Genomic DNA, 15,472 nt, shown 5'->3' on the forward strand with positions numbered 1-15,472 from the left:
TCTCATGTGGCACCCTGCGTAGGGCGTTCAGACGTTCTCGAACAGGGGAGGCCGGATGACGGAGCTTCAGCAGTACCTGGCGGAAGAGGTCGCCGAGGACCACGTCGACGGGATCATCACGCGGCGGGAGGCGATCCGGCGGCTCGGATTGCTGGGCGTGAGCGCCACGGCGGCGTCGGCGATGATCGCGGCCGAGGCGGCCGCAAAAGGCGGAGGAGGGCACGGCGGCGGACATGACGGCGGCGGCGGGCCGGGTCACGGCCACGGCCACGGCCATGCGCCGGAGTCGGCCACCTCGACCTGGGCGCCGGTCCCGCGCGAGTCGATCACGTTCGCCGGGCCCAACGGCACGCTGATGGCGGCCTGGGCGCCCGCGACCACGCCGCGCGGCGGCGTCCTCGTCATCCACGAGAACCGCGGCTTGACCGAGCACATCCGCACCGTCGCGGGCCGCTTCGCCGCGAGCGGGTACTCCGCGCTCGCGCTCGACCTGCTCTCCGAGGAGGGCGGCACGGGCGCGTTCCCCGGCGAGGCCGAGGTCGCCGCCAAGCTCTCGGAGATCTCCGGCACGACCCCGGAACGCTTCGACAACGACATGAAGGCCGCGGTCACCGAGCTCGCCAAGCGGCTGCCGCGCAAGAGCTCGCTCGGCGCGATCGGCTTCTGTTTCGGCGGCGGGATGATCTGGCGGCTGCTCGCCGCCAAGGAACCGCGATTGTCAGCGGCGGCGCCGTTCTACGGGCCGTTCCCGACGACGCCCGGCGTGAGCCTGAAGGGCAACAAGGCGGCGGTGCTCGGCGTCTACGGCGGGCTCGACGCGCGCGTGAACGGCACGATGCCGGCGGCCAAGGCGGCGCTCGACGACGCGCGGCTGGACTACGAGCTGCTGACCTTCAACGAGGCCGACCACGCCTTCTTCAACGACACCGGCGCGCGCTTCCAAGTGCAGGCGGCCGGGGAGGCGTGGCGCCGCGTGGTCGGCTGGTTCGACGACGCGCGCGACGACGACGACCACGACCACGGGCGCCGCTAGAAGCGATCGGCCAGCCATGCGGCGACGCCGCGGACCCCCGCGTCCGCGGCGACCGCCCGCGTGCGGATCGCGCCGTTGGAGCGCACGAGCGCGCGGGTGTGTTCCAGGCCGGGGGCGTCCGGGAGCGAGGCCAGGCGGGCCAGCAGCACCTCGCGCGTGTTCACCCGCTCGCCGGTCTCCAGATCGGCGAGCGTGCCGGTGACGCCGTCGCGCATCGCCGCCCAGCGGTTCTCCTCGATCCGCCAGTCGTCGGCGACCGGGAGCGTCTCGCCCGCGTCGAAGCGGCCGGCCAGCCAGTGGATCAGGCCACACGCGAACGCCGCGACCCCATGCAGGTCGTCGATGCTCGACTGCGCGTCCGGCACCCGCAGCTCGAGCGTGCCATAGGTCGCGTGCAGGCGCAGCTCGAACCACCACTTGCGCGGGTCCGGCACGGTGTCTGACACCTCGCCCCAGCTGAGCGCGTCCGCCATCCACTCCCAGCTCGGGATCGCCGGCGGCACGCCCTGGCGCTGGAGATAGACCGCGATCGTGGGCCGGATCGAGGCCAAGCCGGTGTCGCGGCCCGCGTACAACGGCGCGTTGGCCGCCAGCGCGGCCAGCTCGGGCAGGAACGAGCGCATGGCGTTGTAGACCGCCAGCGTGCGGTCCGCGCCACCCAACGAGACGTGCAGGTGCAGGCCGGAGACCAGCTGCCGGCGGGCGCGCTCCCCGTACTCGGCGAGCGTGCGGACGTAGCGCGGGTCGTCGGTCAGCACGCCGAGCTCGTCCGCGAAGGGATGCGCGCCCGCGGTCATCAGGCGCCCGATCGGCGCGGCCGCGGCGGCCAGGTCGCGGCGCGCGGCGGCCAGCGAGGCGACGGCGGACGCGACGTCGGGACACGGCGGCGTGACGATCTCCAGCTGCGCGGCCGGCATCTCGAGCTTGAAGCGGGCGTCGCCATCGACGCGCTCGAGCACCTCGCGCGCCCGCGGCAGCAGGTCGAGCGTCTCCGGGTCGAGCAGGAACAGCTCCTCCTCGATGCCGATCCCGAGCTCGTCCGGCGCGTCGAAGCGCGCCCGCAGGGTGTCGGCGTTCATGTCGCCCAACCGCCGTGGTCGCGCGCCGCATGCGCTCCGGCCTGCCACGGGTAGTCCTCGCCGTCGAGCCCGTCGGCGTGGACCTCGGCGTCGTCCTCAGGCACGAACCCGACCGATCGGTCCGGCGGCCACCAGCGACGCGTGTTGGCCGAGGCGCCGTACACGATCGCGAAGCGCACGTCGTCGGCGGTAAGCGCGGCGCGCACGAGCCGGATCGCGTCGGCGTGGCTGAGCCACGTGGAGAGCTCGCGGAGCTCGCGGGGCTTCGCCTGAAACGCGCCGATCCGCAGGCAGACGACGCTCAGCCCGAAGCGATCGGCGTACATGCTGCCGAGCGCCTCGCCGTAGACCTTCGACGCGCCGTACAGGCCGTCCGGACGCGGGCGCTGGGACCCGTCGAGCGGCACGCCCACCGGGTACATGCCGGACGCGTGGGTGGAGCTCGCATAGACGATGCGCCGCACGTTGGCGCGCCGGCAGGCCTCAAAGACGTGGTAGGCGCCGTGGAGGTTCGGGCCGGCGATGACCTCGAACGCCGCTTCGGTCGACACCGCCCCGAGGTGGATCACCGCGTCGACGCCGTCGACCGCGCGCTGCACCGCGTCGAAGTCCGTGAGGTCCGCGAGCGCCGACGTCTCGGGCGCGACAAGGCTTTCCGGGGCGCGCAGATCGGAGAGCCGCAGCTCCTCCAGGCCCGCCCGCAACGCGGGGCGCAGGACCGTGGCGATGGTTCCGCAGGCGCCCGTCATGAGCACGCGTCGTGGCTCCATCGGGTCGTGTCTACCAGAGCGCGTCTCCGGGGGATCCCGGAGACGGCTCCGGACAATCACGACTGGTGAACCTGCATGACGCCTCCGACAATGGATGGCGATGAACGACGTGCCCGCCCCCACCACGCGACTCCGCCATGGCCGTTGGCTCGGCGGCGTGTGTGCCGGGCTCGCCGCGCGCTGGGGCGTTCCCGTGGCCCGCGTGCGGCTCCTGTTCGGGTTCGCCGCCTTGGCGGTGGGACTCGGAATCCTGGCCTACGTCGCGGCTTGGCTGATCCTGCCGGCCGATGACGAGAGCGGCGGGCAGCGGGGCATCGTCCTGCTGGCCCAGGCCTGCGGGGCGCTTCTGGGGCTGACCACCCTGGCGGGGGCGGGTGCGATCGCCACGGTCTTCGGCTTCGGGTGGGTGGTCGTGGCGCTGGCGGCGGCCGTGCTGGTCGGGACGCTGGCGGGCTGGACGCGGCTCGGCCCGGCCTGGGCGCTGCTGCCGGTGGGCGCGCTCGTGCTGCCGTCGGTGGCGATGGCCGTGGGTGGCGTGCGGGTCCAGCCGAGCACGTCCGCGGAGACGATCGCTCCGCGGTCGCTCGGGGAGTTGCCGCGGGCGCCGGTCCGCAGCGGCCTGGGCCTGCTCACCGTCGACCTGCGACGCACCGTGCTGCCGACCGCGGGCGTGATCCCCCTCAAGATCGAGGCCGGCGTGCGGCGCACGCTCATCGCGCTCCCCCACGATCGGTGCGTGCAGGTGAGAGTGGTCCAGCACGACGCGCCGGCGCTGCTGCGGCTCGGCGCGGTCTTCGTCGGCGACGGCAACCTCGGCACCCCGTCGACCAGGGTCTTCGGCCGTTCCCCCGGCGACCCGGAGCCGCCCGCGCGGCGGCTCGGACCGACGCTGACGGTGGACTTCTCCTCGGCCGGAGGCGAACTCGTCGTGCGCGACTACCCGGACGACGTCAACCCCGACTACCAACCCGACTGGCCGGGCTATCCCGTCTACGTCGAGGATCGGCCGGACACGACCGGTGTGTCGCGAGGCGCGGCGAAGACGATGCTGCGCGACTGGCGCGCGCGCCGCAAGGTGCAGCAGCGCTCCAAGGAGCGCATCGACCGGCTGATGGGTGGACCGTGCACGGCGAAGCGCTAGAGACCGGCGAGGCGACGCTCGAGCTGCCACGGCCCGCCCGCGGGTTCCTCGCCGACCCGGTCGGGCGCGTCACCGCGATCGCGGGCGTGCTGCTCGTCGGCGCGCTGGCGCTGGCGTTGGGCGACGGGGGCGCGACGGCGCCGCTGGCGCTGGCCGGCGCGGGCGCCGTGCTCGCGCTGTTCGTCCTGGTGCCGCGCGGGCTTGCGGCGGCGCGCCGCCATCCGGCACTGCTCCTCGGGGCGATCGTCGCCGCCTTTCCGGTCGCGCTGATCGCGTTGACGGGCTACCTCGGCGACAACCGCTACCTCTACGGCCTGTCGGACCTGGTGCGCGCGCTGCTGCCGCTCTCGATCGTCGCGCTCGCCGCGATGGGCGGGCTCGTGCTCGTCGCCGAGGATCTGCGGGTACGGCTCGGCCCTTCGGGGCTCACGCCCTGGCAGCGGATCAGCGGTACGCCCGACACGCCCGCGCCCTGGCGCGCGGTCGCCGGGCTGGCGCTGGTCGGGCTCTCCGCCATCCTCGCGCTCGGCTTCGCCGGCGCCAACGGCGGCGATCTGTTCGTGCTCGTCGTGCTCGGGGCGGGCGCGCTGGCGTTCGTGATCACGCCGCTGCTGATCGCCGGCTTCGCGCGCGCCGACCGCGTACGGGTCGACGACGCGCGGGAGGACGAGCGGCGCCGCGTCGCCGCGCATCTGCACGACTCCGTGCTGCAGACGCTGGCGCTCGTCCAGCGTCAGGCGCACGACCCGGCGGCGGTCGCTCGGCTCGCGCGCCGCCAGGAGCACGAGTTGCGGGCGTGGATGGCGGGGGAGGTCGAGCTCGGATCGGAGACGCTCGGCGCCGCCTTGCGCGCCGCGGTCGCCGAGGTCGAGGACGACGCGGGCGCGCTGGTCGAATTGACCGTGCTCGGCGACCGGCGCCTTGACCGGCCGACCGAGGCGCTGGCCGCGGCCGCGCGCGAGGCGCTGCGCAACGCCGCGCGGCACGCTCCCGGCGCGCCGGTCTTCGTGTTCTGCCAGGCGAGCGCCGACGGCGCGGAGGTGTTCGTGCGCGACGAGGGGCCGGGGTTCGAGTTGTCGGCCGTGCCGACCGAGCGGCGCGGCGTGCGTGATTCGATCGTCGGGCGGATGGCCGCCGTGGGCGGGTCCGCGGTGGTCGAGACGCGACCTGGCGAGGGAACGGAAGTGGCGCTGCGGATCGGGGTGGTCGGATGACGCCGCGGCTGCGGATCGTCGTCGTCGACGACCATCACCTGTTCCGCGCGGGCGTGCGCGCCGAGCTCTCCGCACATCACGACGTCGTGGGCGAGGCGGCGACGCCCGCCGAGGCGCTCGCCGTGATCGCCGCCACCGCGCCCGACGTGGTCCTGCTCGACGTGCACCTCCCCGACGGCGGCGGCGTCGCGGTGCTGGCGGCGCTCGGCGGGGCGGGGCCGAAGGTGCTCGCGCTCTCCGTGTCCGACGCGGCCGAGGACGTCGTGCCGATGATCCGCGCGGGCGCGCTGGGGTACGTCACCAAGACGATCGACACCGACGAGCTGCTGACCGCGATCGCGACCGTGGCGGCCGGCGAGGCGTCGTTCAGCCCGCGGCTGGCGGCGTTCGTGCTGCAGGCGTTCTCGGCGCCGGCGGCGGCCAGGACGCCATCCGAGCTGGAGGCGTTGACGCCGCGCGAGCGCGAGGTCCTGCATCACCTCGCCCGGGGCTACTCGTACAAGCGGATCGCGCTGCGGCTGGGGATCAGCGACCGCACGGTCGAGTCCCACGTCGGCGCTGTCCTGCGCAAGCTCCAGCTCACCTCCCGGCATGAGGTCTCGCACTGGGCGGCGACCCGCGGGCTCGTGACCGGCGAGGAGCCTTAACGACGTACGACCCCGGGGGCGGGGTCGTACATCGGGGTCTATTTGAGGGGAGGCGAGCCCGCTCGCAAAGCCTCATCCGATGGGAGGAGGGGGTCTGTTGTGGACGAGAGTTGCGGGCGGGCTCACACCCTGTATCGGCACGCATTTCGAGGACTTGAGCAATTTCTTTGGGAAATTTTCGCGGGCGATCCTCTACATTTGCGCGCCATGCGCCTTCGCACTACCGGGATCCTGTCCGTACTGCTCGCACTGACCGTCGCCGCGCCCGCGTCGGCGCGCGACGTGGGCAAGATCGCGAAGGCCCACGGCTACGGAGCGATCGCCGACCAACTGGTCGCCGCGTCGCGGCCGACGGAGTTCTTCCGTCCGGCGGGGACGGGGCGCTTGCCGGGCGTTCTCGGAACGTCGCGGCTCGGCGGCGATCCCGACCTTCCGGTGGGGGTGAAGTGGCCGCGCTGCAAGGGCAAGCCGCAGAGCTTCCTGGCGCAGGTGCGTGTGAGCGATCTGCCGAGCGGGGCGGGCGAGCTCCGGCGCCTCGGCGGGACCCTCTTGTTCTTCACCTGGGTCGAGTTCGAGGAGGGTGAGACCGAGTACGGGATGTGGGCGGGTGACTGCTCCGCTGTGCTGTACGCCCGCCCGGGGGCGCGCTTGAAGCGCACGGTCGCGCCCGGCGGCGGGACGGTCATGCGCCTGAAGCCGGTCACGCTGCGCTTCGCGGAGCGCCCGGGCATTCCGGATTTCGCGCTCGACTCCGACCACCTGATGCCGCCGCTCGAGGACGTGAAGCCCGCGGGTGGCTTCGACGGGTGGTTCAGCTTCCAGGAGGCGCTCTACGGGAAGCCGTTCGTCGAGACCAAGCTGCTCGGTTACTCGGTTGCGCCCAACGGTGGGGATGCCTGCTCGGCGCGCGCCGAGCGGCCGAAGGACACCTGGCGGCACCTCTTCACGATGGGCCCCGACGACGACTTCGGGTTCGAGGTCGCCGATGCCGGCCGGCTCCAACTGCTGATCTCGCCCGCGGATCTGCGCGCCGGGCGCTTCGATCGCGTCTGCGGCACCTTCGACAGCGCGTAGACCATCTGTCGAGTCCGCTCAGCGCATGAGCGGACCGTGCCGATTCAAGGGGCAGGTCCTCGGTGGGATCTTCGTCAGAAGACCCAGGAGCGACCGAACACGATGAGCATGACCGTAGGGGGCGCCGCAAGCCCCAAGTGGCCGGAACGGGATTGGCCGACCAGCAGCACCAGCCCTGTCGTCGAACGGGTGAACAGCATCCAGAAGGTCGTCGACGACGAGCGCAGCCTCGGGCCGCTCGCCAGCGGCACCGCCCGCCATACGAGCTCGACGGCGGCCCTGACCCAGCAGGACTTCGAGGTCGCGACGCGGCTCGGGCCGAACGGCGTGGCGATGAAGTCGGTCGACCAGCTGGTTCCCGCGCCGAAGGCCGATCGCAACCCGTGGAACCCGGCGGCCGACCGCACGTCGGTCAACCAGTACGACCACGTCATGGACGCGCTGCGCACGTCCGCGCTCAAGCGTGACGCGGCGCTGGCGGGCAGCTCCGGCACCGCCGCGGCGGCCGACACGACCGCGGACACCGCCGCCGCACCGGCGCCGGCGACCGCCGAGGCGCAATCGCCGGCCCACGCGCCGCTGACGCCGGACCAGTTCGGCGAGGCGTACGTCCGCGACGCGATCGCCGCCTACGAGCGCAACTCGAGCTTGCACGGCGACCCGGCCCCGGTGGACGATTCGCCCGTCGCCGACCCGGTCGACGAGTCGCCGGTCGCCGGCGCCGACGACTCGCCGCTGGCCGAGTCGCCCGACGAGACGCCGCCGCCGGCCACCCCGCAATCGGGCGGCGAGCGGCTCAAAGAGCTGCTCGTCCCCTAGCGTCCCCGCGCCCGGAGCCCGCGACCGTGCGGGCTCCGGAATCCGGTCCGTGTAGGGTGCCGGACCCGTGTTCGAGGCTCCACCTCCGCCATGGAACCCGGCGCCCGCCGTGTACGAGTCGCCGGCCAACCCGCAGGCGGGCCCGCTTGACCTGGCATCCGCCTCGCTCGGCCAGGACGGCACCAACCTCACGCTGACGATCAAGACCCGCGGCGAGTGGAAGCCGCAGCAGCTCGACCACCGAGGCCCACGAGCCCTGTGCCTGACGGTCAGATACGGGACCACGAAGGCTGCCCTGTGCGTCGCGGCGACCGCCCACGGCACGCCGATCCTGCGCCGCGTCCCGCTCGACCCGCCCGGCAAGGCGACCCGCGTGGTCTCGACGGAGAGCTACGCCGACGGCACGTTCACGGCCGCGTTCACGCCCGTCGACGCCGGCCTGCCGTTCGGTCCCTTCAAGTGGTCGGTCCTGTCGACCTGGGACGGCGGCACCGACGCGATCCCGGAGGCCACCGCCCGAGCGCGCCTGCTCGCCGTGCCCGACTGCTTCGGCGCCGCCGCGCGCGACCCCGCCCACCCGTGCACCAACGCGGCGCTGCGCAAGGTCGTCACCCCGACCCCGAGCGACGCGCTGCTCACCCCCAACGCGCCCTGCGCGCCCTACAAGCCGCATGGCCTGGTCTACCCGTGCTACTTCGGCGTCGCCCCGGACCGCGCCCGCGCGACGTTCGCCGTGATCGGCGACAGCCACGCCGAGCACTGGCGCGCGGCGCTGGAGGTGGTCGCCCAGTCCAAGCGCTGGCGCGGCATCTCGATCACCCGCTCGGGCTGTCCCTACAACACCGCCGGCGCGAAGCTGCGTACGGACAAAGACTCCGACGAGTGCCACCGCTGGCAGGGTCAGCTGCGCCAGTTCCTCGCCGACCATCACGAGATCCACACCGTGTTCGTCGCCGCCCGCGCGAGCGCCGACTTCACCCGCGACCCGGCCGAGGGCGCCCGTGAGGCCCTGCGCGCGCTGCCGTCGAGCGTCCGCCGGATCTTCGTCATCCGCGCCACGCCCGAGACCTTCGGCCCGGAGAACGGCTGCGTGAGCCGCCGCCTGCGCGCGAAGCTCTCGATCGGCACGACCTGCGCACTCCCACGCGCGACCAAGCTCCTCCCCGACCCTCAGAGCAAGGCGGCGGGAGGCCGCGTCAAGGTGCTCGATTTCACCAAGTACATGTGCGACGCAACCAAATGCCCGTCGGTGATCGGAGGCGTGCTCGTCCGCAAGGACGGCAGCCACATCACCCGCGCGTTCTCGACCACCCTCGGCCCGTTCGTCCTGCGCGCGATCGGCTGACGAATTCGTCCCGCGGGTGGCGCGGGCGCCCCGGATCAGGGATGCTGTAGCCAGGTCGTAGGTCGGGCCTTCACTGCGAACACACGGAGCAGATCCGCTGAATACGACCATCCATGGCGCTCAGCGCGGAGAATGGCCGGAGCCCAACCGGAAGACGAACGTTCCGCCGGAGCGGACCGACCGGACCCGGAGTGGACAGGAAGACCCGCGCGAGACGACACCGCAGGCGTTCGACGCGGCGCAGGTCGCGAGCACGGCCGCCGCCGAGCGAGCCCGGCAGGCCGCCGCCGCCTCGCCCACCGTCGACGCCGCCGCCGTGACGGCGAGCATCGTCGCGGCTGAGGCCGCCGCCAAGGCGCGCCTCGCGGCCGCGACGAAGCCGCGCAGTACGTAGAACGACAGAAGCCCTGCCGCAAGGGCAGGGCTTCCGGGTACCGCGCCGGTGCCGGAGCGGGGTTACTTGATGAAGAGGATCTCCGAGTACTTCGGGAGCGGCCAGAGGTCGTCCGGGACGATGCGCTCGAGCTTGTCGGCGATCTCGCGGACGCTGCCCATCGCCTCGAAGACGGTGGTCTGGACGTACTTGGCCTCGTCGATGAGCTCGCCGTCCTCCGGGTGGTCGCGGTTCGCGGCCTCCAGGACGAAGATCCGGTCGACGAACTCGTCGACCAGGCCGGCGGTCTCGTCGAGCAGCTTGGCGATGCCCACCTTCTGCAGCGTCTCGAGCCAGCGGACGGCGGCGGGCAGGAGCATCGTGCGGGCGATCGTCGCGGCGGTCTCGGCCTCGATGTTCAGCGTGGTGATGTACTGCTCGACCGCGACCTCGTAGCGGGACTCGAGCTCGCGCTCGGAGAGCACCTCGTACTTCTCGAAGACCGCGACGGTGCTCGGGGCGACGTACCAGGGCAGCGCGTCCGGGCTCTGGCGCAGGTTGGCCAGGCCGCGGGTCTCGGCCTCGTCGTGCCACTCCTGCGAGTAGTTGTCGCCGGAGAAGACGATCCGCTTGTTCTCGACCCAGTTGGCCTTGACGACGTCCAGCACGGCCTCTTCGATCGAGACGCCGTCACTGGTCTTGCCCGCGAGCTTGGCGGCGAGGTCGTCGATCGCCTCGGCGATGATCGTGTTCAGGACGGTGTTGGGCATCGAGAGCGCCATCGACGAGCCGAGGGCGCGGAACTCGAACTTGTTGCCGGTGAAGGCGAACGGCGAGGTGCGGTTGCGGTCGCCGCCGGCCAGCGGCAGGCGCGGGAGCACCGAGGCGCCCATCTCCAGGTACGCCTGCGGGGTGGCGGCGTCGCCGCTGCCGGACTCGATCGCCAGGAACGCCTTCTCGAGGTCGGCGCCGAGGAAGATCGAGATGATCGCCGGCGGGGCCTCGTTGGCGCCCAGGCGGTGGTCCTGCCCGGCGTTGGCGACCGAGGCGCGCAGCAGCTGCTGGTGCTTGTTGACGCCCTGGATGACCGCCGAGCAGAAGAACAGGAAGAGCAGGTTCTCGTGCGGGGTGGCGCCCGGGTCGAGCAGGTTGATGCCCGTGTCGGTGCCCATCGACCAGTTGTTGTGCTTGCCGGAGCCGTTGATGCCGGCGAAGGGCTTCTCGTGCAGGAGGCAGACGAGCCCGTAGCGGCGGGCGACGTTCTGCATGATCTGCATCGTCAGCTGCTGGTGATCTGAGCCGACGTTGGAGTTCTCGAAGATCGGTGCGACCTCGTACTGCGCCGGCGCGACCTCGTTGTGGCGGGTCTTGATCGGCACGCCGAGGCGGGCGAGCTCGGACTCGGTCTCCATCATGCACGCGAGTACGCGCTCGGGGATCGAGCCGAAGTAGTGGTCGTCGAGCTCCTGGCCCTTCGGCGGCTTCGCGCCGAAGAGGGTGCGCCCGGTGATGACCAGGTCAGGACGCTCGAAGTAGTACTGCTCGTCGATCAGGAAGTACTCCTGCTCCGGACCGACCGTCGTGAAGACGTGCTCGGCGGGCTCACCGAGGATCGAGAGCGCGTGGACGGCGGACTTTGAGAGCGCGTCCATCGAGCGCAGCAGCGGGATCTTGTTGTCCAGCGCCTCGCCCGACCACGAGGTGAACGCCGTCGGGATGCAGAGCAGCGCGCCGTTGGGGTTCTCGAGCAGGAACGCCGGCGAGGACGGGTCCCACGCCGTGTAGCCGCGGGCCTCGAACGTCGAGCGCAGGCCGCCGCTCGGGAACGAGGACGCGTCCGGCTCGCCCTGGATGAGCTCCTTGCCGGAGAACTCGGCGAGCGCGTTGCCGTCGCCGGTCGGGCCGTAGAAGGAGTCGTGCTTCTCGGCCGTCGTGTTGGTGAGCGGCTGGAACCAGTGCGTGTAATGCGTCGCCCCGCGCTCCATCGCCCACTCGCGCATCGCCGAGGCGACGGCGTCGGCGAGCGAGGACTCGAGCGGCTCGCCCTTGGCGATCGTCGCTTCGAGCTGCTTGAAGACGCCCTTGGGCAGGCGCTGACGCTGAACGGCGATCGAGAAGACGTTCTCGCCGTAGACGTTGGCGCTGGGCTGGGTCAGGTCCGCCTGGCCAAGGGCGCCGCCGTTGGGGCTCCATTGGGCGGCGGCGACATTTGGCGTACGGGTGCGGGACGGCATTCGGGCGGAATCCTCCTCAGGATCGAGACAGCGCGCCTTACCCTAGGCGGGCGCGCGACACGGCTCTTTGTCCACGTGTCCAAAGAGACGGGCTTCGCGTTCGACTCACGTGAGCCCGGGCCACGTGAAGCAGAACACGCTACCCCCACCCTCGCGCGGCTTCACCCAGATCCGCCCGCCCGCCGCTTCCACGACTTTCTGGGCGATCGCGAGCCCGATCCCGGTGCCCGGATACTGCTCGCCCGCGGGGGAGCGGGCGAACATGCCGAAGATCCGCTGCGCGTGCGGCGCGGCGACGCCGATGCCGTTGTCGGCGATCTCGAAGCGCCACGCCGCCCCGTCGGGCATCGCGACGACGCTCACGCGCGGCTTGACGTCGGGCGCGACGAACTTGACCCCGTTGGAGATCAGATTGGCCAGCAGTTGCTCGAACTCGCGCGGGCGCGCGAGAACCACCGGCAGCTCGCCGATCTCCAGCACGGCGCCCGCGGCGGCGGTCGGGGCGAGCCGGTGGACGAGCTCGCCGACGTCCACGCGCTCCGGGTCGCGGCCCGAATGTCCGACGCGCGCGTACGCGAGCAGGTCGTCGACGAGCGAGTGCATCCGCTCCGAGCTCTCGCGCGCGAGCAGCAGGAGCCCGCCCGCGCCCTCCGGCAACTCGCCGCCGAAGCGGCTCTCCAGCAGCGCCAGGAACCCCGAGACCGCGGTCAGCGACTGGCGCAGGTCATGCGAGACGACGCCCGCGAAGCGCTCGAGCTCGGCGTTTGAGCGCTCGAGCTCGGCCGTACGGCGCACCGATCGCGTCCGCTCGCCCGCCAGCTGCTCGACCGCCTCGTGCAGGTCGGTGACGTCCATCGCCGACAGGTAGACGAGCGGCTCCGGGCCCTCGATCGCCACCGCCGCGCTGCAGCGAAACCAGCGGAACGAGCCGTCCTTGCACAGCGCCCGCGCCTCGACCTGCCCGCTCTCGCCCCGGTGCGTGTGCTCGAGCGCCAGCGCGAACGCCATCACCTTGTCGCGGTCCTCGGGGTGCATGAAGTCCAGGTACGGGCGCGCGTAGAGCTCGGCCGGCGTCCAGCCGGTCGTGCGTTCCCACGCGGCGTTGACCCAGCGCAGGTAGCCGTTCGCGTCGGCGGCGCCCAACAGATCCTGGGACAGCGCGAACAGCCGCTCGGCGTGGGCGGCTTCGGCGCCGCCGGGAATTGGTGCAGATGGCGGTATGGGCAAGCCTCCCGGCGCGATCCTGCCAGTCGCGGGGGCACCCGGCAACCCCCCACGTGTCGTCAACAAGCTCGTAGAGTGCGCCGCGTGCGCCGACCTCTGGGCCTCCGATTCCGCGTGCTCGGCGCCGCGGGGCTGATCGCGCTGGTTTCGCTGATCACATTCGGCGTTCTGCTCAACGGCCTCTCGGACCAGACCAGCCTGGCGAAGAAGGGCCGCTCGGTCACCGACGGGGTCAACGCGGCGGCGACGCTCGAACGGCTCGCGCTGGAGATGGAGAGCAGCGCACGCGGGTTCGTCGTGACGCGCGACGACGTGCAGCGCGAGGCGTTCGAGCACTCGCGCGCGGCGGTGCCCGCCGCCTCGCGGAGGCTGCTCGCCTCGCAGACGGGCGCGCCGGAGCGGGCGCGGGTGACCGAGATCAACCGCCAGGCCGCGGAGTACGCCGCGTTTCTCGCCGGCGTGGTCGCCGACCCACGCGCCGATCCTGCGGCGGCCGCGCGGCAGAGCGACGTCCGCCTGAGCGCGTTCCGCTCCGCCCTGACGAGCTTCGCCGCGACCAAGCGCGCCCAGCAGATGCAGCTGCGCGCCGACAGCAAGCACCTGCGCACGCGCGCGACCCGGATCGCGATCGGTGGCCTCGTGGTCCTGCTGGTGCTGATCGCGGTGCTGGCCTTCGCCGCCCACCGCGCGATCGTCGTCCCCGTCAACCGGCTGCAGAAGTTCGCCCGCGAGCTTGGCGCCGGCCGCTTCCAGACCCGCCTGCCCGAGGACGGCCCACCGGAGACGGCGGAGCTCGCGCAGGCGTTCAACGTCAGCGCGGAGCGCCTCGAGCGTGCCACCGAGCGCCACCTCGCCGAGCTCGACGCGGTCTTCCGCGACTCGCCGCTGGGCATCGCCTTCCTCGATCTCGACCTGCGCTTCCTGCGCGTCAACGAGGCGCTGGCGCGGATGAACCAGGTGCCCGCCGCCGAGCATCTCGGCCGCACCGCCGGCGAGGTCACGGGCCAGAACGACGTCGAGCGCGCGCTGCGGCAGGTGGTGGAGACCGGCGAGCCGATCCTCGATGTCGACGTCGCATTGCACGGCCGCCGCTTCGAGGCCAATTACTTCCCGGTCCGCGACGATCGCGGCGAGCTGCTCGCGGTCGGCAAGGCGATGAGCGACGTGACCGCCCGCCGGCGCGCGGAGAACGCGCGCGAGCGCCTGCAGGACGCGACCTCGGCGCTGGCCAGCGCGGTCACGGTCTCAGACGTCGCGGCGGTGGCGATCGAGCAGGCGCGCGGCGCGCTGGATGCCGAGGCCGCCGTCCTGCTGCTGCTCGACGCCGACCGCTACGAGCTGGAGATCGTCAGCGACCAGGGTCTCGACGACGGCGCGCGCGGGCGCTGGGGCAGGCTCTCGCTGGCGGAGCGGATGCCCGCGACCGACGCCGCCCGCACCGCCACGGCCATCTTCATCTCCGCCGAGGCCACGCTGCTGGAGCGCTATCCCGGGCTCGCCGGCACGCCGTATCCGCGTGCCGGCGCGTACGCGTCGCTCCCGCTCGTCGCCTACGGGCGCACGCTCGGCGTGCTCTCGCTCGGGTACGCCCGCCCGATCGAGTTCGACGCCGACGAGCGCGGGCTGCTCAACGCGCTCGCGGCCCAGACCGCGATCGCGATCGCCCGCGCCCAGCTCTACGAGCGCGAGCACACCGTCTCCCAGACGCTGCAGCAGTCGCTGCTCCCGCGCGCGCTCCCCGAGATCCCGGGGTTGGACATCGCCGGGCGCCTGGAGGCGGGGGCGAAGGGCGTCGAGGTGGGCGGGGACTTCTATGACGCGTTCGCGATCGGCGAGAACGCGTGGGGCGTGGCGATCGGCGACGTCTGCGGCAAGGGCGTCGACGCGGCCGCGCTGACCGCCCTCGCGCGCCACACCGTGCGCGCCGCCGCGCACGCGCACGAGTCCCCCGCGGCTGTCCTGGAGGCGCTCAACCGCGCCGTGCTGGACGAGAGCCGGCCGGGGCAGTTCCTGACCGCGATCTTCGCGCGCCTGACACCCCGCCCGGGCGGCGGGTTCCGGCTGCGCGCGGCCTGCGGCGGGCACCCGCCGCCGGTGGTGCTGGACGCCGCGGGCCGGCCGCGCGAGCTGCCCTGCGCGGGCACGCTGCTCGGCGTGGTCGACGATCCGGACATCGCCGACAGCGAGGTCGACCTGGAGCCCGGCGACACGCTCCTGCTCTACACCGACGGCCTCACCGAGGCCGCCGCTCCGCAGCACACGCTCACCACCGCGGAGGTGGGGACGCTCCTGGCGCGGGTGCACACCGACACCGCCGAGCAGACCGCCCAGGCCTGCCTCGCCAGCGCCATCGCGGCCGGTGGCGGCGTCAACCGCGACGACGTCGCCGTACTGGTTGTACAGGTGTCAGAGCCGGCGCTCGACCGCAGGGACAACGGCGCGGATCGAATCTTCGACACCGGGACAATGCCGTGAGATAGGCCTCCAGCGAGCATGCTCCTCGATGCTGTTTGACAGAG

At 72.7% G+C, this 15,472-nt stretch carries 12 protein-coding genes; 8 read left to right on the forward strand and 4 right to left on the reverse strand.

Annotated elements, in window-relative coordinates:
- The first annotated feature begins 55 nt into the window (after nt 1-55).
- Nucleotides 56-1,033, forward strand: a complete 978-nt coding sequence (locus tag OM076_RS21005) for a dienelactone hydrolase family protein (RefSeq protein WP_270042018.1) — start codon at nt 56-58, stop codon at nt 1,031-1,033.
- Here the strand turns inward: OM076_RS21005 and OM076_RS21010 are convergent.
- Nucleotides 1,030-2,112, reverse strand: coding sequence for a carboxylate-amine ligase (locus OM076_RS21010; protein ID WP_270042019.1), 1,083 nt, complete (start codon nt 2,110-2,112; stop codon nt 1,030-1,032). The two genes, OM076_RS21005 and OM076_RS21010, sit on opposite strands and share 4 nt — an antisense overlap.
- Complete coding sequence (locus OM076_RS21015; RefSeq protein WP_270042020.1) at nt 2,109-2,882, reverse strand: NAD-dependent epimerase/dehydratase family protein; 774 nt, start codon at nt 2,880-2,882, stop codon at nt 2,109-2,111. Before OM076_RS21015 ends, OM076_RS21010 begins: the two co-directional genes overlap by 4 nt.
- A gap of 100 nt (nt 2,883-2,982) precedes the next feature.
- On the opposite strand from OM076_RS21015, the gene OM076_RS21020 reads away from it, so the two are divergent.
- The 6 genes from OM076_RS21020 (at nt 2,983) to OM076_RS46220 (ending at nt 9,122) form a co-directional block, all read left to right on the forward strand.
- Nucleotides 2,983-4,023, forward strand: a complete 1,041-nt coding sequence (locus tag OM076_RS21020) for a PspC domain-containing protein (RefSeq protein WP_270042021.1) — start codon at nt 2,983-2,985, stop codon at nt 4,021-4,023.
- Entirely contained in the window at nt 4,005-5,237 is a 1,233-nt protein-coding gene (locus OM076_RS21025; RefSeq protein WP_270042022.1) for a sensor histidine kinase, read from the forward strand. Before OM076_RS21020 ends, OM076_RS21025 begins: the two co-directional genes overlap by 19 nt.
- Nucleotides 5,234-5,884: a response regulator gene (locus OM076_RS21030; protein WP_270042023.1), complete on the forward strand. Its 651-nt coding sequence runs from the start codon at nt 5,234-5,236 to the stop codon at nt 5,882-5,884. The genes OM076_RS21025 and OM076_RS21030 overlap by 4 nt, the downstream gene beginning before the upstream one ends.
- Nucleotides 5,885-6,091: 207 nt before the next feature.
- Nucleotides 6,092-6,958: a DUF1963 domain-containing protein gene (locus OM076_RS21035; RefSeq protein ID WP_270042024.1), complete on the forward strand. Its 867-nt coding sequence runs from the start codon at nt 6,092-6,094 to the stop codon at nt 6,956-6,958.
- Between the two features lie 189 nt (nt 6,959-7,147).
- Nucleotides 7,148-7,777, forward strand: a complete 630-nt coding sequence (locus tag OM076_RS21040; RefSeq protein WP_270042025.1) for a hypothetical protein — start codon at nt 7,148-7,150, stop codon at nt 7,775-7,777.
- A 67-nt stretch (nt 7,778-7,844) separates the two neighbouring features.
- Complete coding sequence (locus OM076_RS46220) at nt 7,845-9,122, forward strand: SGNH hydrolase domain-containing protein (protein ID WP_270042026.1); 1,278 nt, start codon at nt 7,845-7,847, stop codon at nt 9,120-9,122.
- A 456-nt stretch (nt 9,123-9,578) separates the two neighbouring features.
- Here the strand turns inward: OM076_RS46220 and OM076_RS21050 are convergent, their stop codons facing one another.
- Complete coding sequence (locus OM076_RS21050) at nt 9,579-11,729, reverse strand: glutamine synthetase III family protein (RefSeq protein WP_270042027.1); 2,151 nt, start codon at nt 11,727-11,729, stop codon at nt 9,579-9,581.
- Between the two features lie 105 nt (nt 11,730-11,834).
- Entirely contained in the window at nt 11,835-12,956 is a 1,122-nt protein-coding gene (locus tag OM076_RS21055; protein ID WP_270042028.1) for a sensor histidine kinase, read from the reverse strand.
- Between the two features lie 81 nt (nt 12,957-13,037).
- Here OM076_RS21055 and OM076_RS21060 point away from each other — a divergent pair, with 81 nt between their 5' ends.
- The gene (locus OM076_RS21060; protein WP_270042029.1) at nt 13,038-15,428 is read left to right on the forward strand and encodes a SpoIIE family protein phosphatase; all 2,391 of its coding nucleotides are present in this window, start codon (nt 13,038-13,040) and stop codon (nt 15,426-15,428) included.
- Nucleotides 15,429-15,472 lie beyond the last annotated feature (44 nt).

The organism is Solirubrobacter ginsenosidimutans, assembly GCF_027587205.1.